This window comes from Shewanella marina JCM 15074 (assembly GCF_000614975.1).
GTDB classification, from domain to species: domain Bacteria; phylum Pseudomonadota; class Gammaproteobacteria; order Enterobacterales; family Shewanellaceae; genus Shewanella; species Shewanella marina.
Map to the genome: position 1 here is coordinate 288144 of NZ_BALM01000002.1, position 18589 is coordinate 306732.

Below are 18589 nucleotides of genomic sequence, written 5' to 3' on the forward strand. Positions count from 1 at the left end.
AGCGAACAGGATAAATTGGTATTACAGTTCATGAATGAAAGCCTGCAACACCAAATGAGTCAACTTTAAGGTTAGGTTTAAGCGAGCATTTTACCCATCTCATAACCTTTACCTTGAATTTCTGCTAGTGCTTCTGCTAATTCGTGAATTTGCATGCGGACGCCAGCATCATTAGCTTGTTGTGATAGCCAGCATGTTTTATCGGTATCACATACCTCTTGCCAGCCTGCAATAATTGCTTCCGAGCTATAGAGTAAGCCAGCTAATGAAGAATATGGGCGAGATAATTTAGGATTATGTTGGAATCGAATACCTGCGACTAATGCTGGTGGAAACTTCCATGTTTCAGCCAATTTTGCCCCAAGTTCTGCGGCTTCATAACCTAAAATTTCAAGCTCTGTTTCGCTTTTATCTGAACCTGAAGCAATGGCTATATTAATTTGTTTCGCTTGTTCTGGAGCTATTGTTGCAATAAGTAAGTCGCCAATATTGTGCAAAATCGCGCAGGTAAAGGCTTGGTCTGCTTCTACATTATCGCAACGCTTAGCCATCTCTTGAGTGTGGCAAGCAACTTCAAATGTGTGGCCCCAAAACTCTGCCATATCGATGCCTTCTGGTGCAGTTACGGCACTGACCACTGCTGAAGCTATTACTAAGGTGCGTAGCTTCTGCATACCAAGACGAATAACGGCTTCATCAATACTACCCACTTCACGACTGCGACCAAAATAGGCCGAGTTTGCCATTCGTAATACACGGGCACTGACTAATTGGTCTTGTGAGATTTTCTCAGAAATATCTTTGATGGTTGATTTTTCATTATTGACTGCTTCAAGTAACTCACTGATCGCTTTAGGTAATCGTGGTAACTCATCCACACGGGCTAGCATTGCCGCTGAGTTCATCATTATGTCCTTATTATCGATTGCTTAAGTTTCAAACTATAGAGGACTCAGCAGTTAAATTATATCAATCATATTGTTGAACTGTGGTCATAAGTATTAGCTTATTAGGAGTTGTTTGTCGCCTGATATTTAGTTGTAGTTACTACGTTTTTAATGGTTTGCTATTCTGTCTGTATTGTATTTTCTTTATAAGATTAAAGACTTATTAACTATCAATTAAATTCAAAAAATAGTGATAAAAATCATGTTTTTGCTGATAGCCTAATGATTCATATAAAGATTGTGCTTGCAGATTATCACTACTGGTTTGCAATGAAATGCCCATCGCTTTCGTGTTTAATGCATGCTGTTTCGCTTGATTGAGTAAAGCTTTACCTACCAAGGCCGCGGCAGTTGTCGCTGACGTATAGATCATTAAGGATCCAGATTGACTGCGCACTTACCGATGAAAAACTGGGATATAACTGAGTAAATCCTACGGGCTTTCCGGCAGCGGTTCTTGCCAATAAAATGACTGATTGATGATGCTCTAAGCGCTGGCGAATAAAATTGACTGCCAAAGATAGATCATCAGCTTGTTGATAGAATTGTCTATATTCGTTAAACAGTGGCGCAATTTCAATTAGTTCATTTAGGCTAGCTTCAATAATCGTAATTTTCATCTGTATCCTTTGTATCCTTATATCGTTATTAACAAAAAAGAGGCCAAATGGCCTCTTTATATTAATATTGATTACGACAGCATTTGCTGCAAATATTGCGGTAAGTTAGCAATACTTTGTGGGTCGTGATTAACGCTAAAACTGCGGTAACCATCACCTCTAAAGGCGCGATCAATCTCAATTAAAATATGAGTACGGCCAGCTTCAGGTTTAAATGATAATTCAATCTCTTTCACGCCAAAAAAACTGCTACTGGCAGGGCGGTATTCTAATTCTTGATAACAACCAATGGTGGTGGCAAATTCATTGGTACGAATTTGGCCCTTTTCAACATCGGCTTTAATCATGCGATAGCCCATTTGATTCATAGCTTGCACGCAGGTTTCAACCACTTCATTTGGGTAAACATAGATGTGGTCTTTATCACTGGCATCCAGCGCCATATCAATATTTAGTCCCGTGGCCAGCCATACTACAGATTGGTTGTTGCTGGTGGCAATTTGAGTGATTGGTGTTTCGGGGTGTAATACTGCTTGAAATGGAATCACCTTTTCTTGATCGGCACCGATAATAAATTTATCAGCAATATGCCAACGTTCAATAATATGGTTGGTGTAATAATGGCTATCATCACCTTCCACTTTAATTTTGGTCATTAAGGCTAAATCTAAGCCTGAAATTTCTTGTTCTGTATTACCGCCTTTAATAAATATTTCAGCACTAAAGGTTTGACCGGGTACGAGATGTTCTGTGTGTAATACCGTATCGACTTTTGCTGCACCAATGCCAATTGATGCGAGAATTTTATTAAACATAGTCTATTCTTCATTTGAGTTAGTTGAACATAATTAAGCATAAATTTAAGCAGTTAGCTATAGCTAAGAGTGTAAGAATTTTTAATTGTTAAATGGCACATAAAATGAGTACTGATTTAACCATGGCTAATAAATTGTGGTTGTTGTTGTACAGCTAGTTCAATGCGACTTGCTACGGTGAGCATCGCATCGGTTAACTGAGATAGTTCATCGTGACTGATGATAAATGGCGGCATAATATAGATAAGATTCGCAAATGGACGGATCCATACTCCAAGTTCAACAAATTGTTGCTGCAAAATTGCCACATCGACATTTTGCTGCATTTCAATCACCCCGACCGCGCCTAATACTCGTACTTGTTTGACCGCTGGAAATTGCTCGGCTGCATACAAGGTTTGGGTTAAGTGTTGTTCTATCGTTTTGACTTGTTGCTGCCAATCGCCTTGATTGATCAGATCTAAGCTGGCGCAGGCCGCGCTACAAGCAAGCGGGTTGCCCATAAAGGTTGGTCCATGCATAAACACACCAGCAGGAGAGTCGCTAATACCTTGGGCGACTTCATCACTGCAAAGCGTTGCAGCCAAGCTAATATAGCCACCGGTAAGTGCTTTACCCAAACAGAGAATGTCAGGCTCAATATTGGCATGTTCATAGGCAAATAATTTACCCGTACGGCCAAATCCAGTGGCGATTTCATCTAAAATTAACAACACTCGATGCTGCTGGCATAGGCTTTTAACTGCACCAAATAATCAGCACTATAAAAATGCATGCCACCCGCACCCTGCATAATAGGTTCAATAATGATTGCAGCAATATGCTGCTGTTGTTCAATCAGGATCTGTTCGATTGAATTAAGATCGCCTTCAATCAAGGCCTGTCCAAATGGGGTTTTAGGGGCATCGGCAAATAGTTGCGGTGTGACAGATTGACCAAACATGGTGTGCATACCGCCCTCGGGATCACAAACACTCATGCTGCAAAAGTATCGCCATGGTAACCCTGTTTTACCGTTAATATGCGTTGTTTTTGTGGTTGCTGGCGACCTTGCCAATATTGCAATGCCATTTTCAAGGCAACTTCTACGGCGATAGAACCAGAATCAGCGAGAAAGACCTTAGTTAATGGTTCACAAGTCATATTGACTAAACGTTTACACAGCTCAATTGCGCTCTGATGGGTTATGCCGCCGAACATGACATGGCTTAACTGCTGCATTTGCACTGACATCGCCGCTAAAATTTGTGGATGAGAATATCCATGTACACAAGCCCACCATGAACTGGTGCCATCAATCAGTTGACGGCCGTCAGCCAAGGTCAATTGACAACCATGAGCAGAGGTTACCCCATAGGTCGGTAATGCATGTGTCATTGAAGTATAAGGGTGCCAAATGTGCTTTTTATCAAAAGCAAAATCCATTTCTGTTTTGTTCATAAAGTAACCGTTAGTAAACCTGTGTTTTTGTGTGGCATTGACAGCTTACTACTTCAAGGTATGCTAGCCAAGATAAATATAAGTAAGGGAACCGCATGTCACAGCACACTTTGCGCCATGATTGGCAGCGTCAAGAGATTGAAAATTTGTTTGCACTGCCAATGAATGATCTTCTATTTCAAGCTCACTCTATTCATCGGCAGGTATATGATCCTAATGAGGTTCAAATTAGCCGATTATTGTCGATTAAAACGGGGGCATGCCCTGAAGATTGTAAATACTGTCCGCAAAGTGCACGTTATGATACTGGACTTGAAAAAGAGCGTTTGCTTGAAATGGAGAAGGTGATTACTGAGGCGCGTAGTGCCAAAGTCGCAGGGGCATCTCGTTTTTGTATGGGGGCGGCGTGGCGTAATCCACATGAACGCGATATGCCATACCTCAAACAGATGGTGCAAGAGGTGAAATCATTAGGGATGGAAACCTGCATGACATTAGGTATGTTATCAGCCCATCAAGCCAGTGAGTTAGCTGAAGCGGGTTTGGATTATTACAATCATAACCTTGATACTTCACCTGAATATTATGGTGACATTATCACTACACGAACCTATCAAGACCGTTTAGATACGCTGGCCAATGTCCGGGCATCCGGTATGAAAGTTTGCTCTGGTGGTATTGTCGGTATGGGCGAGCAAGCGACCGATAGAGCGGGCTTATTGCAGCAGTTAGCCAATCTAGAAAAACATCCAGATTCAGTGCCGATTAATATGCTAGTCAAAGTGGCAGGCACGCCATTAGATAGTTTAGAAGATCTCGATCCACTTGAGTTTGTACGTACCATTGCTGTTGCCCGTATTTTGATGCCACATTCACGAGTGCGGTTATCGGCAGGTCGTGAAAGCATGACTGATGAAATGCAGGCAATGTGCTTTTTTGCGGGCGCTAATTCTATTTTTTATGGTTGCAAATTATTGACCACCAATAACCCTGAAGAAAATGATGATATGAACTTGTTCAAACGCTTAGGTTTGTATCCTGAACAAGGGCCACAAGCGACGATTGAGCAAGATAAAGCCATGTTTGCTAAAGCTAATGCCCAGCGCGATAAGCAAACTAAACAATTTTATGATGCGGCAGCACTCTAATGACAGCACTTGTAACACGTATTGCTAACAAGCAGCAGTGGTTGCGTGAACAAGGTTTACTTAGGGAGCGCAAGGTAACCCATATTCAGCAAGGCAGTAATCAGGTTCAACAATTACAACAAACCTTGCTGAACTTTAGTGGTAATGATTACCTCGGATTAAGCCAACACCCCGAGGTTATTAAGGCGTATATCAAAGGCGTACAGCAGTATGGCACAGGTAGCGGCGCATCGCCTTTAGTCACGGGATATAGTCCCGCACATCAAATACTCGAACAACAATTGCTTGATCTCACAGGGTTTGAGGCTGGCTTACTATTTTGTTCTGGCTTTAGCGCCAACCATGCCTTAATGACAACCCTGTTTGAAACCGATGATCATTTATTAGCAGATAAATTGATCCATGCGTCATTGATTGATGGCGTGTTAGCAAGTGGCGCTAAATTATCACGCTATAAACACAATGATATTGAACATGCAAAGCTGCTCTGCGTGAAACAAGCGCCTAGTGCCATTATCACTGAAAGCGTATTTAGTATGGACGGTGATATAGCGCCGTTAGCAGAGTTATCTGCTTTAGCCAAAGCCCAACAAGCATTATTTATTGTTGATGATGCTCATGGCATGGGCGTGATTGGCTCGCAAGGCTTTGGCGCCAGTCAATTAGCTAACGTTGATATTTTGGTGGTGACATTTGGTAAAGCATTAGGTGGGCAGGGGGCTGCTATCTTAGCCTCACAAGCAGTCATTGATTTTTTAGTCGCTAATGCGCGTCATTATATCTACTCAACTGCACTTGCTCCTGCAGCAGCGATAGGTGTGGCAAAGAGTCTTGAACTATTGCAACGCGAGCAAATATCTCCGCAGTTATTACGGCGTAATATTGATTATTTTAAACAGCAAGCACAAGCTCGAGGATTAGTACTCATTAATTCAAAGACCGCTATTCAACCTCTAGTGATCGGGGATAATGAACGCTTGTTACGGGTCGATAGCGCACTAAAATCCCAAGGGCTATTAGTCGGAGCCATTAGACCACCAACTGTACCACAAGGTAGCGCAAGATTACGTATTACCTTAACGGCCAAGCATGAATTAGCCGAAATAGCATATTTGCTTGATGCATTAAAGGAGATACTTAATGAGATGTAGTGTTTCAGCGCAAGATACATCTATTTACGCAGAACGCAGTGATAATGTGCAAGCATATCAAGCTGCACAATCACAAGTGGCCAAGCAATTTTCGCAAGCATCTGCGCATTATCATTGCCATAACCAGTTACAGCTCATGTCGGCACAAACCCTGCTTAAACCAATCATTAGCCAAGGCGTACTACTTGATATAGGTTCTGGCCCAGGTACGGATTTTAATCAAGTGCATCAAGGCCAAGTGCTTAATTTAGATATTGCAGAGGGCATGCTACAAACAGCAAAGCAGCAGTTTAGTGACTACAAGATGTTATGCGCTGATGCGCAGTCACTGCCGCTTAGTGATGCCACAATTGATACGGTTTATTCAAATTTAGCCTTGCAGTGGTGTCATTCAATAGATTCAGCCATACAAGAAATTCATCGCGTGCTTAAACCTAAAGCTGGTTGCCATTTAGCCATTGTTTGTGATGGTAGTTTGCATGAATTAACGCAATTAGGCTTAAAAGTGAATCCGTTTCACTCAGCTTCAAGGCTAAAATCCCAGTTGATGGCACTAAATTGGCAACAACTACAGTTTGAATTAATGCCAATGCAGGTTTATTTCAATGATTTAAAAAGCTTACTTTATTCAATTAAAGGGGTGGGAGCTTCTACTTGTGTGCAAGGAGAGCAGGCAAGCACGGTTAAATTAAGAGGTCGCCAAGATTGGTTACAATTATTGACTAAGGCTGAACAAATGCGAACCGCAAAAGGACTGTGTTTAACCTATAACATTGCCATTATAAGAGGCCAAAAAAGATGATCTATTTTGTCACTGGTACGGATACCGATAGCGGCAAAACACTCATTAGTAGCGCTTTACTCAGTGCTGCAACTGGCACTAGTGTAGGCTTTAAACCGATAGCATCAGGCTGTGTGATGACAAATGATGGCTTACGTAATGCAGATGCATTGGCATTGATGCAAGCATCGAGTATTAAGTTGTCTTATGAGCAGGTTAATCCGATTGCATTTGAACCTGCAATAGCACCGCATATTGCTGCTGCGCAGAAAGGGCAAATACTTACTTTGGATTCAATTTCTGCAAGTTTAGATCTTAATCTCGCCAAACAAGCTGATTTGGGTTTAATCGAAGGTGCTGGAGGTTGGCATTTACCGTTAGGGCAAGATCAGTATTTATCACAATGGGTTAAGCAACAGCAATTGCCCGTTATTTTAGTGGTGGGTATGAAGTTAGGTTGCCTTAATCATGCCTTACTTACCCAACAAGCAATTATTGCTGACGGGCTCAAGATCGCGGGCTGGGTTGCAAATCAAGTTGATGCCAATATGAACTGTTTTAATGAAAACCTTGCCAGTTTACAGCAGATGATGAGTGCCCCCTATTTAGGCTGCGTGCCTTATCTAGCGGAGCCTACGCCTGAGAATGCTAAACAGTATTTGGACTTAGCTCGATTGGCGTAACTGAAGTTATCTCAATTATCGTGTTATCCAAAGCTACTCAGCATTATCAAAACGCATTATGCTTGTTATAAAACTAAATAAAATTACGTTTGAATTTTTTCTGTTGATTGTACGTTTATAAGATAAGTAATCTGTTAAACAACAGGGAAATAATTATGTCGATACAAAAGTGGAGCGGAATAGCTGCGATTATAGAAGCTTGCACCTACATATTTGGATTTATTTTATTTTTTGGTGTTTTAGATGCAACAGAATACGACGCTCCAGAGCGCTATTTGTAATTCTGTTTAGTTTTGCTTTAATTGTTTTGGTTCAATCTGCATATCATCGTTTCAAGCAGGCCTCGCCAGAATTGATGAAGTTTACTGCTATTTTGGGCTTAGGGTAAATTATTTGGTTTTTAGTATTAGGTGTTGTCATGCTAAAAAACGTGGGTCTTAATTCATTATTACTATATTTTAGTCTTTGTTACTAAAATATGGTAATTATACTCTTTATCTCAGTTTCCATTTTTATTGCAACGTATTGTTTTTATTTTCTAAAGTATTATTGGTTTATTTCTTGCTTGGTTAAACATATTGTATGAGTTACTAATGTGTAAATATACATATCAATCAACTTTTGTTGTAGGGTTTTTACTTTTATTTTGTTATTAACGTTAATAGTGTTGTTTTTAACTTTGTCACATAGCATCTGTGACTTTGAACGTTGTAATAATAAAATTACTATATGAGATTGGAAACTATGAATAAGTTAATTATGTTTGTGATAGCGTTATTATCAACATCATTATTCGCTAATGAAGTTTCATTAGAAACTCGAATGAAAGCGCTTGATAATACTCTTTTTGAATCTTTTAATAACTGTAATATTCCTGAGGAATTGGAAAAGTATGCCGATTATTTTTCTTCAGATGTTGAGTTTTATCATGATAATGGTGGTGTCACTTTTGATCGCGACTCCATGATCTTAAATACCAAAAATAATGCGTGTGGTAACTATACTCGTCAACTTGTTGCAGAGTCATTTAAAACCTATCCAATTAAAGCATTTGGTGCAATTACTGAAGGTGTTCATATTTTTTGTCAAAATAAAACAAAAGAATGTGGAGGCCGAGCTGACTTTGTTATGGTTTGGCGTAATGTGAATAATAAGTGGCAAGTTACGCGAGCATTGAGTTATGGACATCGTGAAAATTAGTTATTATTTGGGGCTTGTATGTAATCTTTAACTTTTAGATTGATATTAATAAATATCTATTGAAAATGGTTAGGTTGGAAGCGGTATAGAATTATATAACGAGCTCAATAAATGTTAGTTGCTTTAGAAGCGTCAAATATAGATATTGAAACACTAAAAAGGGGCTGTTGTTTTAAACAACGGCCCCTAATTTTATAAGTTAAATAACCACTTATTATGCTTGTGGAGGTGTACCTTCACAGTTAGATACTACCGCATCAATTTGAACTAGTGCGCCCATTGGGATTTCAGCTACGCCGATAACGGTACGTGCAGGAAGCTCACCTTGGAAGAATGTAGTGTAAACATCATTAACTGCATCAAGATCAGCAATATTCTTAAGTTGAATATTGATCTTAACCGTGTCATCCATTACATGGTCAACACTTTCAATGATAGCTTTGATATTGCTTAGACATTGTCTAGCTTGATCATTAACACCACCCGCTACGATTGCGCCAGTCTTAGGATCTAAAGGTAACTGACCAGAAATATGGTTGTAGTGAGAGAATGCTACAGTGTGAGAGTATGGTTGTACTGGTGCATTTTCAGTGTTATTAGCTTCAATAACAAGTAATGCTGTGTCTTCAGGTAACTGTGGTGGAGTACCATCACCGTGTGAAACTACAGTATCAATTTGCACTAATGCGCCCATTGGCAATGCAGAAGCATTCACGAAAGAACGTGCAGGAACATAACCAGGGAAGAACTTAGCACAAACTTGGTTTACCACTTCCATATCTGCTAAATCAGTGACGAAAATAGTGGTTTTAACGATATCTTGCATTGTGTGTTCAATGCTTTCTAGTACTGCTTTGATGTTATTTAAGCACTGCTCAGTTTGTTGTGCTACGCCGCCAGCCACTAATGCGCCAGTCTTCACATCAACAGGTAGTTGTGATGCTAAGTTGTTGTAGTGTGAGAATGCAGCCGTTTGTGAGAATAGACCTGAGGTGCATTTTCAGTATTTCTAGACACTTTGATAAGTGGGCATGCCGCTTGTGGCGCAGTACCTTCGCCGTTAGAGATTAGCGCATCAATTTGTACTAATGCTTCGCTCATTGGTAGAGCTGCAACTTGTACTGTTGTACGAGTTGGTAATGCTGCTTGGAAGTAACCCGTGTAAACTTCGTCAATTAACGCAATATCAGCAATATTTTTAACGAAGATATTTAGTTTTACAACATCATCCATTACGTGGCCGATGCTTTCAACAATTGCTTTAATGTTATTTAAACACTGAGTAGCTTGCTCTGCTACGCCACCAGCAACGATTTTACCTGTTTTAGGATCTACGGGTAACTGTGCTGAAAAGTTATTGTAATGAGAAAAAGCGACAGTTTGTGTAGATACAAAACTTGTTGGTGCATTTTCAGTGTTTCTTGAAACTTTAATGATGTCGTGACTCATGTCGATATTATCCCTAATTGATATAGTTTTACTTGGATTTTAGTTTGGCGAGATGTTGTATGAATTTCAGATTGAAAAATCTACCTCACGTTAACTAGATATCCTTATCGTAAGCCTTACTTTTAATGACATCTTGCTAATTCCTGCCAAAAAAACATCAAATTCTGCTAAAAATAATCAAATACTGCCGATTTTTTAAATTAATACATTCGTTATAAAGGATGTGGTTATATTCATTATTAATTTGATAGTTAACACGGCTTTTAATTGAAATTCTATCAGAATGATAATTTAGTTGTTGAATTGTAAATATGTCATTAGTTTGAGTGATGTAATGCGATGTTATCTAAAATTAGCGGCTGAGTTAGATATTAATTGTGTCAGTTACTATATGTAAAAAAAGATTGTTATATTTGTTTAAATTGTCGTGATTATTAATTTTTTATGATTGAATTTATCTTGAATATATTCGACATTAGTCTAATTAATATTCGTGGTTCAATATTTTGCGTTTCGTATTTACCTGATTTATAAAGATAATTGTGGTTAATTCATTATCTGCAAGTTCGTATAGACTAAGGTCGGACAGAACTCTTTTTTAGATGTTGTTAGGTTTAATAATAGAGCAATTAAAATAAAGAGGGTATATCTCATGGCGTTCGAAAATGATGATAAAGCAAAAGACTACTGGCAAGAGAATTTAAAATTAGTATTAATATTATTATCTGTTTGGTTCTTCTGTTCATATGTTCTTGGGATTTTATTAGTTGAACAATTAAATCAGTTTAAATTTATGGGGTTTGAATTGGGATTCTGGATTGCTCAGCAAGGTGCAATGTATGTATTCGTCGCGCTTATTTTTGTTTATGTACATAAATCAAATGCGTTAGATAAAAAATATAACGTGCACGAAGATTAAGGAGCATATTATGGATTTACAAACCTTAACTTATATTATCGTTGGCCTAACCTTTGTGCTTTATATTGGTATAGCTATTTGGTCAAAAGCGGGCTCAACTAAAGAATTTTATGTGGCAGGTGGTGGCGTTCATCCGGTCGTCAATGGCATGGCAACTGCGGCAGATTGGATGTCCGCTGCATCATTTATTTCATTAGCAGGTATTGTATCGTTTGTAGGATATGACGGCAGCGTTTATTTAATGGGATGGACAGGTGGTTATGTATTATTAGCGCTTTGTATGGCGCCATATTTACGTAAATTTGGTAAGTTTACCGTGCCTGATTTTATTGGTGATCGTTACTATTCACAAGCGGCACGTACTGTTGCAGTGGTGTGTGCCATCTTTATCTGTTTTACCTATATTGCAGGACAAATGCGCGGCGTTGGTGTTGTATTCTCTCGGTTCTTAGAAGTTGATGTCGAAACCGGGGTATTCATCGGTATGTTTGTGGTGTTCTTTTATGCTGTACTCGGTGGTATGAAAGGCATTACTTATACTCAGGTTGCTCAGTATTGCGTGATGATTTTCGCTTTTATGGTTCCTGCAGTCTTTATTTCAATCATGATGACGGGTCATATTTTCCCGCAATTAGGCTTTGGTTCGCAGTTGATTGATGCGGCTGGTAATAGTAGTGGCGTTTATTTATTGGATAAATTAGACGGGTTATCCACCGAGCTTGGTTTTAATCAATATACCAGCGGGGTTAAAAGTACCATTGATGTATTTGCGATTACGGCTGCATTAATGGTGGGTACCGCAGGTCTGCCCCATGTGATTGTACGTTTCTTTACTGTGCCTAAGGTGAAAGATGCTCGAAGTAGTGCTGGTTGGGCATTAGTCTTTATTGCGATTATGTATACCACTATTCCGGCATTAGCAGCCTTTTCTCGGGTTAATATGATTGAGACCATTAATGGCCCCGAACAAACGGGTGTGGCATATGATACTGCGCCAGAATGGATTAAAAATTGGCAAAAAACAGGCTTAATCACTTGGGATGATAAAAATGATGACGGCAAAATGTTTTATGCTAATGATGCTCGTAATGAGATGAAAATTGACCGCGACATTATGGTACTTGCCACCCCTGAAATTGCCGATTTACCTGCATGGGTGATTGCGCTAGTTGCCGCTGGTGGTATGGCAGCGGCCTTATCAACCTCGGCAGGCTTATTATTGGTGATTTCGACATCTGTATCACATGATTTGCTCAAGAAAAATTTAATGCCTAATATCTCGGACAAGAAAGAGTTAATGTTTGCCAGACTTGCCGCGGCCATAGGTATTATTATCGCTGGGTGGTTTGGTATTAATCCTCCGGGATTTGTTGCTGCGGTTGTCGCCTTAGCTTTTGGTTTAGCAGCATGCTCTCTGTTTCCAGCGATTATTATGGGAATATTTTCAAAAACAATGAATAAAGAAGGCGCTATTGCTGGCATGGTATCTGGATTAACCTTTACTGTTGCTTATATCGCCTACTTTAAATTTATCAATCCTGAGATGAATAATGCGGATCATTGGCTATTTGGTATTTCACCTGAGGGTATTGGTATTATTGGAATGTTAGTTAACTTTGGTGTTGCGATACTGGTCTGTAAAGTGACCACAAAAATACCTAATGATGTGGTGTTAATGGTGGAAGCTATTCGCTTTCCTAAAGGTGCCGGCGACGCTCAAGATCATTAATGCTTATTAAGCAGATAAAGGCGCTATTGGCGCCTTTCTCCGTTTATATACTATGCTGAGGTCAAGGGGGATTTTGTAAAACTTATGGATAAGATCACTATTGCACCGGTCGTACAGTTTTTGGCGAATATTACGCCGTTCAACCAATTGTCCGCGGATCAGATTGAATATTGTGCGACGCATATTGAAATTAGTTATTTTGGGCTGAGTCAACGCCGAATTGAGATGTCTGCCGATGAAAGTCAGCTTTATATTGTTCGTCATGGCGCTTTAGAAATTGTCGACCAACGCGAAGAATTAATTGATAGATTAGCGGAAGGTGATTACTTTGGCCTTTCAGGCTTAATGCTTGCTGACGCTAAGTTGCATCAAGCATTGTTGCTTGAAGATTGTTTAGTATATAAGTTACCGAGCAAGATATTCTTTGATATTTGTCAGCAGCATAAACCATTCGAGCAGTTTTTTAAGGCGGCGTATTCAAAGCGTTTTCGTCCCCGTAGCCGTTATCAAGCAAAGCATCAATTTTCAACGGCTAAAGTGGCTAGTATTATGAGCCAACCAGTGCAAACTATCTCGCCAGACAAGTCTGTTATGGTTGCTGCGCAGCTAATGTGTGAAGCGCGAATATCCTCATTACTGGTGGTCAAAAATGAGGTATTGATTGGTATTATCACTGACCGGGATCTCCGTAGCCGGGTACTCGCTCATAATTTATCTGCTGATATTTCAATTGCTGAAGTGATGACTGAGCAGCCATTGACTGTTGATCAAAATGAATTGATCTTTGACGGTATGATGTTGATGAGCCGTTATCAAGTTAATCATTTACCCGTGATGGACAATGATAAAGTTGTTGGAGTGCTGACGAGTACAGACCTATTACGTAATCAAGCTGTCAGCCATTATTATTGGTGCATTTAATTAATCGTCAGTTAGATATTGATGGCCTAGTTGAAGTCAGTCGTCAAGTTCCTATTTTATTGCAAGCCATGATTAGCGCAGATAGTCGCGCCGAAGAAATCGGACGCGTATTAACTTCGATTACCGATACATTAACTCGACGTTTAATTGAGCTTGCAATAGATCAATTAGGTACCGCGCCAATGGCTTTTTGTTGGCTCGCCTTTGGTTCTCAAGCTCGGCAAGATCAAAGTGGCTGTTCAGATCAAGACAATGGCTTATTATTAGCACGTACTGCGTCTAATGATGAAGTCCAGTATTTTGCTCAATTAGCGGATCAAGTTTGCCAAGGGCTGGCGCGTTGTGGTTATCCATTATGCAGCGGTAATGTGATGGCGACTAATCCAGATTTAGCGTTGAGCTTGGCTGATTGGTTGGCGCAGTTTGCGCGTTGGGTGCGAACTCCTGAACCGCAAGCGTTATTAAATGTCAGTATTTATTTTGATATGCGTGCTGTTTATGGTGAATTGCCTTTATACCATCAACTTCAGCAAACTGTGGTAAAGCAGGCACAAAAAAGTGATCTATTTTTAGCGGCGATGAGTCGCAATGCATTACAAAACACGACACCACTTGGTTTTTTTAGACGTTGGGTATTAGAGCGTGATGGTCGTGAAGTAAAAGGGATTGATTTAAAGCGTAAAGGGATCCGTTTAATTAATGATATTGTGCGCATCTATGCATTGGCGGCGGGGGTGAGAGAGGTTAATACGCCCAAACGGATTAAAGCGTTAATGGAACTTAATATGATCACTCGTGCAGATGCTTTAAATTTGGCTGACGCATTAGAATTGTTGTGTTATTTGCGTCTGAGTAGTCAAGGTCGCAGTATCAGCAGCGTCAATTATTAGATAATTATTTATTACCCACCGATTTATCGCCATTAGTGCGACATCATTTAAAGGACGCATTTGCAGTTATCCATGATATGCAAGCTATGCTCAAGGTCCGTTTCTTACGGAGTATGTAATGAGTTTATTGGCGCAATTAGCGTGGTCATTAAAATATAGCAGGATAACTACAGCGGTCATTGCAGATTATCTTGACAGTATTCAAGGTTATTTAACGGTGCCGTTGGCATCAGTGCCATTAGTGGCTATTGATATGGAAATGACGGGCTTGGACTGTAAAACCGACGAAATTGTTTCTGTAGGTATACAGCCATTTACATTAGCATCAATTAAGCTTAGTTACGCAGATTACCAACAATGTAATATTGGTAGAACTGTCGGCGAGAGTGCGATCATTCATGGCATTGTTGATCAGCAATTGTGCGATGGTATTAACCATCAAGAGTTATTAACTTGGTTATTTAGCCGTATTCATGGGCAAGTAATCGTTGCGCATTGTGCGCCGCTAGATATGGGATTTTTAAAACAGTTATTACAACAACAATATGGTCGTAGCTGTCGGTTGCCTGCGATTGATACTATGGCAGTAGAAAGACGGTTACATCGGCAACAACAAGGCCAGTTTAACCCATTGGATTATCGGCTCGCTGCCTGTAGACAACGTTATAATTTACCCATTTATAGTGAGCATCACGCATTAACTGATGCGCTTGCCTGTGCTGAATTACTGTTGGCACAGAGCCAAACTACATCGGCAAATGCATTATATCATTGGTTGTAATTTACCTAAGCTTACAACTTGCTACTCGTATATTAGTGATTAATTACTCATACTTTGAAGTGATGAAATTTAAAGAGATGAATTAAGGAAGCTAAGTTATGGCATTACCTTTGATTTATTTAGCGGGTGTTGCATTAGGGGGCTTAGCTTTAGCCGATGCAAAATCAGAGCGTGATAAGCAACAGCGCTTAAGGCGCTATGGCATTTCACTTGATTCAGGGATTGAGCCAAGTGCTATTTTTAAACCGCAAGTTAATGTTGCGCCTAAACTTGGCAGTATTGTGTGTTGTTATGTTTATGGTGTGGTTGAACATACAGGGATTTGGATAGGTGATAATAGCATTGTTGAATTACATGGCAGTGGCTTAGTTAGACCCGTTTCAATACAGCGGTTTTTACACGACCGCTCTGGCAGCCACATTTTTATTGCCAGTTCCACTCAGGCTGAAGCCTTTGCTAATGAAGCAGCCTATCAAAGAAGTGTTGAAGCCATTTATCAGTATCGCGATTATCATTTATTCAATAATAATTGCCATCGTTTTACTTGGTATTGTTTAACAGGGCAGGAGCGGATGATCGATACGTTTACTGAATTTAATCTATTACTGCAACAACAATTAAAACAAGTCGTGTGTTGGGATGGATTGTTAAATGGAGATGAGAATGAGTCGAAAAATTAATTTAAATTACGGCATGTTTGCTATGAGTACTTTATTGGTCTTATCCGCCGGATGTAGTAATACGAGTTCAATTCAGCTAGGTAATAAAAATAAAACAAGTAGTGATAATGTTATAAATGCTGTAATTAATGTCCCTCGGGCAATTATGGCGAGCGATGCTTGTAAGAATGGTGCAGAACAAGATAAACAGAAATGCTTAGCTGAGAGGCAAGCTGAAACTGATGAATTGTCACAGGCTATTAAAAATAGAACTAAAAAATAAAACGCCACAATGATTGTGGCGTTTTAGCGAGGATCTATTTAGATTATTGTGCTTTAGCGTTGAAGTAATCTGCTGCGCGTTTTACCAGTTCTAAGCCTGTTTCTTTGCACTCTGGTAATTGTGCATCAGAAACTGCAATCGGAGTAATACGCTCACCCCATTGTATTAATAATGCTGCTGAGGTTAAACCCGCACCAAAAGCACAAGATAAGATTTTTTGACCCGGCTGAATACGGCCTTGCTCTAGTGCATCACAAATAGCAATTGGAATGGTTGCCGCAGAAGTATTGCCATAGTTAGCAATATTAACAAATGCTTTTTGTTTATCGATCTTCATGCGGCTAACTAACGTATCAATAATACGTTCGTTAGCTTGGTGAGGGATGACTAGATCAACATCTTCTTTGGTTAAACCACAGTTATCTAATACCTTAGCACTTAAACGCCCCATCCCAGTAATGGCTCGTTTAAAGATCTCTTGACCATCAAATTGTAGATAGAAGTCTAAAGAAGCTGAATCGAAGCGATCCATTGCCGTGCCGAAGCCCGCTTTTAAAATATCACGAGCAGAAGGATCATTATTAAGTTCATAACTTAAAATACCTTCTTCTTTATCTGTGGCTTCAATGATAACAGCACCTGCACCATCACCAAATAATACTGCAGTGTCACGACGTGACCAATCAAGATAGAAGGTTAGACGTTCTGCGCCAATGACAAGAATTCGCTGACTTTGTCCACTTTTAATTTGTGCAGTTGCTAGTCCTACTCCGTATAAGAAACCACTACAAGCGGCATTTATATCAAAAGCTGCACATTTTGCGCCGACTTCAGCTTGTACTGTTGAGGCAATATTAGGAATTAAAGTATCTGGACTGGCAGTCGCTAGAATAATCATATCTAGATCGCTACCTTCTAAGCCTGCTGCAGCAAGTGCGCGCTTAGCGGCTATTGAGGCTAAAGCCGAAGTATCAACATGGCTGATATGGCGTTGGCTAATACCTGTGCGAGATTTGATCCATTCGTCAGAAGTTTCAATAAATGTTGCTAGATCTTCATTAGTTAAGGTTGCGGGAGGTAAACATTTACCCCAACCTGTAATCGTGGCATACGGCATAGCAATTTCTCTTGTTAATGGTGACTCTTCACCGAAAATAAATTTTTATAATTTGTTCAATACACTATTATTGTTTTTTGTTTTTACTAGGTTTCCAATCGCTTGTGCTGCATCAATAATATGCGATTTAAGCAGTTGCGTTGCTTCAGTTACGTCACGTTGCTTACAATACTCGAGCAGTAAGCGGTGTTCTTTAGCTGCTTGTGGAATACTACCTTCTAATACTAACTGTAAACGGATATATCGATCACAATTATTATTAAGGTTTTGCACAATATCCAATGTGTGCGGACATTGTGCTGGTCTATATAAGCATAAGTGGAAAGCCATGTTGAGTTCACTCCAGCTGGCAATCGACTCTCTTCTTTTAAATGCATCTTCTAATTGCAATAACAATGATTCTGCATTGTGTAAATCAAACTCTGTCATATTAGGGATTGATTTAGCAAGTAAATCGGTTTCTATTAAGGCTCGTAGATTAAATAATTCATTAACATGATTTACTGATAATTCGGTGGCCGTTGCGCCTTTATGAGCTTCAAACTTGACCAGACCTTCGGCTTCGAGCTGGAGCAATGCTTCTCTAATGGGTATCCGGCTAACATTAAGCTCTTCTGCTAATGCTGTTTGTCTTAATGGTTCGCCTGCGGCTATGTCACCGGAAAGAATTTTTTCCCTTAAAACTTCCACCACAACTTGTGTGCGTGTTTTGTGGATTATCGGTGTAATTCGATTCATCTTAATCCATTTGATATCGGTACAAATTTTTATTGCTAGTAAGAATACAACTTAGCTATCGAGAAAGATAGTCAAAAGGGGGAACCTCTCACGCATGATAATTCCTATCTGTATGATTTAATGATAAATATCTTATTCGATGAAACATCAAACTTACATTTTATATCAATAATTAGTAAGTAAATAAGATAAAATTAGTTAGATTGTTGTTTTAATTATTCCGTGATAAAAACTGTAATTACTTTAAAGTGAGTATTATTTTTTTATGGATGTAACATTATGTCTAATGTGAGTCAAAATGAGCGTATTAAATAAATA

18 protein-coding genes and 3 pseudogenes are annotated in these 18589 nt (G+C 39.5%); 13 read left to right on the forward strand and 8 right to left on the reverse strand.

What is annotated here, in order from left to right:
- Positions 1 to 77: 77 nt before the first annotated feature.
- The 5 genes and pseudogenes from JCM15074_RS03065 to bioA form a co-directional block, all read right to left on the reverse strand.
- Positions 78 to 905 (reverse strand): HDOD domain-containing protein, encoded by an 828-nt coding sequence (locus JCM15074_RS03065; RefSeq protein WP_025819846.1) that lies wholly within the window; start codon positions 903 to 905, stop codon positions 78 to 80.
- Between the two features lie 205 nt (positions 906 to 1110).
- Entirely contained in the window at positions 1111 to 1320 is a 210-nt protein-coding gene (locus tag JCM15074_RS24735; RefSeq protein WP_234400151.1) for a GNAT family N-acetyltransferase, read from the reverse strand.
- Entirely contained in the window at positions 1277 to 1567 is a 291-nt protein-coding gene (locus tag JCM15074_RS24740; protein WP_234400152.1) for a GNAT family N-acetyltransferase, read from the reverse strand. Before JCM15074_RS24740 ends, JCM15074_RS24735 begins: the two co-directional genes overlap by 44 nt.
- Positions 1568 to 1638: 71 nt before the next feature.
- On the reverse strand, positions 1639 to 2382 hold the full coding sequence (locus JCM15074_RS03075) for a sporulation protein (RefSeq protein WP_025819847.1): 744 nt from the start codon (positions 2380 to 2382) through the stop codon (positions 1639 to 1641).
- 116 nt (positions 2383 to 2498) lie between these two features.
- Positions 2499 to 3822: pseudogene (gene bioA / locus JCM15074_RS20650) on the reverse strand (adenosylmethionine--8-amino-7-oxononanoate transaminase).
- A gap of 95 nt (positions 3823 to 3917) precedes the next feature.
- On the opposite strand from bioA, the gene bioB reads away from it, so the two are divergent.
- The 6 genes from bioB to JCM15074_RS03110 all read left to right on the forward strand — a co-directional run bounded on the left by bioB (position 3918) and on the right by JCM15074_RS03110 (position 8785).
- Entirely contained in the window at positions 3918 to 4970 is a 1053-nt protein-coding gene (gene bioB, locus JCM15074_RS03085) for a biotin synthase BioB (protein WP_025819848.1), read from the forward strand.
- Positions 4970 to 6121, forward strand: a complete 1152-nt coding sequence (locus tag JCM15074_RS03090; RefSeq protein ID WP_025819849.1) for an aminotransferase class I/II-fold pyridoxal phosphate-dependent enzyme — start codon at positions 4970 to 4972, stop codon at positions 6119 to 6121. The genes bioB and JCM15074_RS03090 overlap by 1 nt, the downstream gene beginning before the upstream one ends.
- Positions 6111 to 6923: a methyltransferase domain-containing protein gene (locus JCM15074_RS03095; protein WP_025819850.1), complete on the forward strand. Its 813-nt coding sequence runs from the start codon at positions 6111 to 6113 to the stop codon at positions 6921 to 6923. Before JCM15074_RS03090 ends, JCM15074_RS03095 begins: the two co-directional genes overlap by 11 nt.
- Entirely contained in the window at positions 6923 to 7585 is a 663-nt protein-coding gene (gene bioD / locus JCM15074_RS03100; RefSeq protein ID WP_025819851.1) for a dethiobiotin synthase, read from the forward strand. The genes JCM15074_RS03095 and bioD overlap by 1 nt, the downstream gene beginning before the upstream one ends.
- Before the next feature lie 155 nt (positions 7586 to 7740).
- Positions 7741 to 7866 carry a hypothetical protein gene (locus JCM15074_RS25210; protein ID WP_267880165.1) on the forward strand — a complete coding sequence of 42 codons (126 nt, stop codon included), beginning with the start codon at positions 7741 to 7743 and terminating at the stop codon, positions 7864 to 7866.
- A 463-nt stretch (positions 7867 to 8329) separates the two neighbouring features.
- Complete coding sequence (locus JCM15074_RS03110; RefSeq protein WP_025819852.1) at positions 8330 to 8785, forward strand: nuclear transport factor 2 family protein; 456 nt, start codon at positions 8330 to 8332, stop codon at positions 8783 to 8785.
- Positions 8786 to 8999: 214 nt separating this feature from the next.
- Here JCM15074_RS03110 and JCM15074_RS25460 read toward each other — a convergent pair.
- Positions 9000 to 10234, reverse strand: a pseudogene (locus JCM15074_RS25460) (RidA family protein).
- A 652-nt stretch (positions 10235 to 10886) separates the two neighbouring features.
- Here JCM15074_RS25460 and JCM15074_RS03120 point away from each other — a divergent pair.
- From JCM15074_RS03120 to JCM15074_RS03145, 7 genes and pseudogenes are all read left to right on the forward strand, one after another.
- On the forward strand, positions 10887 to 11153 hold the full coding sequence (locus tag JCM15074_RS03120; RefSeq protein ID WP_025819854.1) for a DUF4212 domain-containing protein: 267 nt from the start codon (positions 10887 to 10889) through the stop codon (positions 11151 to 11153).
- A gap of 10 nt (positions 11154 to 11163) precedes the next feature.
- The gene (locus JCM15074_RS03125) at positions 11164 to 12882 is read left to right on the forward strand and encodes a sodium:solute symporter family protein (protein ID WP_025819856.1); all 1719 of its coding nucleotides are present in this window, start codon (positions 11164 to 11166) and stop codon (positions 12880 to 12882) included.
- An 84-nt stretch (positions 12883 to 12966) separates the two neighbouring features.
- The gene (locus tag JCM15074_RS25565; protein WP_373278865.1) at positions 12967 to 13803 is read left to right on the forward strand and encodes a CBS domain-containing protein; all 837 of its coding nucleotides are present in this window, start codon (positions 12967 to 12969) and stop codon (positions 13801 to 13803) included.
- A gap of 68 nt (positions 13804 to 13871) precedes the next feature.
- Positions 13872 to 14812: pseudogene (locus JCM15074_RS25570) on the forward strand (DUF294 nucleotidyltransferase-like domain-containing protein).
- Positions 14812 to 15474: an exonuclease domain-containing protein gene (locus tag JCM15074_RS03135; protein WP_025819857.1), complete on the forward strand. Its 663-nt coding sequence runs from the start codon at positions 14812 to 14814 to the stop codon at positions 15472 to 15474. The pseudogene JCM15074_RS25570 and the gene JCM15074_RS03135 overlap by 1 nt, the downstream one beginning before the upstream one ends.
- A gap of 98 nt (positions 15475 to 15572) precedes the next feature.
- Positions 15573 to 16154 carry a hypothetical protein gene (locus JCM15074_RS03140; protein ID WP_025819858.1) on the forward strand — a complete coding sequence of 194 codons (582 nt, stop codon included), beginning with the start codon at positions 15573 to 15575 and terminating at the stop codon, positions 16152 to 16154.
- Entirely contained in the window at positions 16138 to 16416 is a 279-nt protein-coding gene (locus tag JCM15074_RS03145; RefSeq protein WP_025819859.1) for a hypothetical protein, read from the forward strand. Before JCM15074_RS03140 ends, JCM15074_RS03145 begins: the two co-directional genes overlap by 17 nt.
- Positions 16417 to 16459: 43 nt before the next feature.
- Here JCM15074_RS03145 and JCM15074_RS03150 read toward each other — a convergent pair whose 3' ends face one another.
- Both JCM15074_RS03150 and JCM15074_RS03155 read right to left on the reverse strand, forming a co-directional pair.
- Entirely contained in the window at positions 16460 to 17533 is a 1074-nt protein-coding gene (locus JCM15074_RS03150; protein ID WP_025819860.1) for a ketoacyl-ACP synthase III, read from the reverse strand.
- Positions 17534 to 17578: 45 nt separating this feature from the next.
- Positions 17579 to 18271 carry a GntR family transcriptional regulator gene (locus tag JCM15074_RS03155; RefSeq protein WP_025819861.1) on the reverse strand — a complete coding sequence of 231 codons (693 nt, stop codon included), beginning with the start codon at positions 18269 to 18271 and terminating at the stop codon, positions 17579 to 17581.
- Positions 18272 to 18589: the final 318 nt, after the last annotated feature.

Excerpts from the sequence above, each read along its gene's own strand:
- JCM15074_RS03065 (WP_025819846.1), bottom strand. The coding sequence starts at position 905 with ATGAACTCAGCGGCAATGCTAGCCCGTGTGGATGAGTTACCACGATTA.
- JCM15074_RS24735 (WP_234400151.1), bottom strand. The coding sequence starts at position 1,320 with ATGATCTATACGTCAGCGACAACTGCCGCGGCCTTGGTAGGTAAAGCT.
- JCM15074_RS24740 (WP_234400152.1), bottom strand. The coding sequence starts at position 1,567 with ATGAAAATTACGATTATTGAAGCTAGCCTAAATGAACTAATTGAAATT.
- JCM15074_RS03075 (WP_025819847.1), bottom strand. The coding sequence starts at position 2,382 with ATGTTTAATAAAATTCTCGCATCAATTGGCATTGGTGCAGCAAAAGTC.
- bioB (WP_025819848.1), top strand. The coding sequence starts at position 3,918 with ATGTCACAGCACACTTTGCGCCATGATTGGCAGCGTCAAGAGATTGAA.
- JCM15074_RS03090 (WP_025819849.1), top strand. The coding sequence starts at position 4,970 with ATGACAGCACTTGTAACACGTATTGCTAACAAGCAGCAGTGGTTGCGT.
- JCM15074_RS03095 (WP_025819850.1), top strand. The coding sequence starts at position 6,111 with ATGAGATGTAGTGTTTCAGCGCAAGATACATCTATTTACGCAGAACGC.
- JCM15074_RS25210 (WP_267880165.1), top strand. The coding sequence starts at position 7,741 with ATGTCGATACAAAAGTGGAGCGGAATAGCTGCGATTATAGAAGCTTGC.
- JCM15074_RS03110 (WP_025819852.1), top strand. The coding sequence starts at position 8,330 with ATGAATAAGTTAATTATGTTTGTGATAGCGTTATTATCAACATCATTA.
- JCM15074_RS03120 (WP_025819854.1), top strand. The coding sequence starts at position 10,887 with ATGGCGTTCGAAAATGATGATAAAGCAAAAGACTACTGGCAAGAGAAT.
- JCM15074_RS03125 (WP_025819856.1), top strand. The coding sequence starts at position 11,164 with ATGGATTTACAAACCTTAACTTATATTATCGTTGGCCTAACCTTTGTG.
- JCM15074_RS25565 (WP_373278865.1), top strand. The coding sequence starts at position 12,967 with ATGGATAAGATCACTATTGCACCGGTCGTACAGTTTTTGGCGAATATT.
- JCM15074_RS03135 (WP_025819857.1), top strand. The coding sequence starts at position 14,812 with ATGAGTTTATTGGCGCAATTAGCGTGGTCATTAAAATATAGCAGGATA.
- JCM15074_RS03140 (WP_025819858.1), top strand. The coding sequence starts at position 15,573 with ATGGCATTACCTTTGATTTATTTAGCGGGTGTTGCATTAGGGGGCTTA.
- JCM15074_RS03145 (WP_025819859.1), top strand. The coding sequence starts at position 16,138 with ATGAGTCGAAAAATTAATTTAAATTACGGCATGTTTGCTATGAGTACT.
- JCM15074_RS03150 (WP_025819860.1), bottom strand. The coding sequence starts at position 17,533 with ATGCCGTATGCCACGATTACAGGTTGGGGTAAATGTTTACCTCCCGCA.
- JCM15074_RS03155 (WP_025819861.1), bottom strand. The coding sequence starts at position 18,271 with ATGAATCGAATTACACCGATAATCCACAAAACACGCACACAAGTTGTG.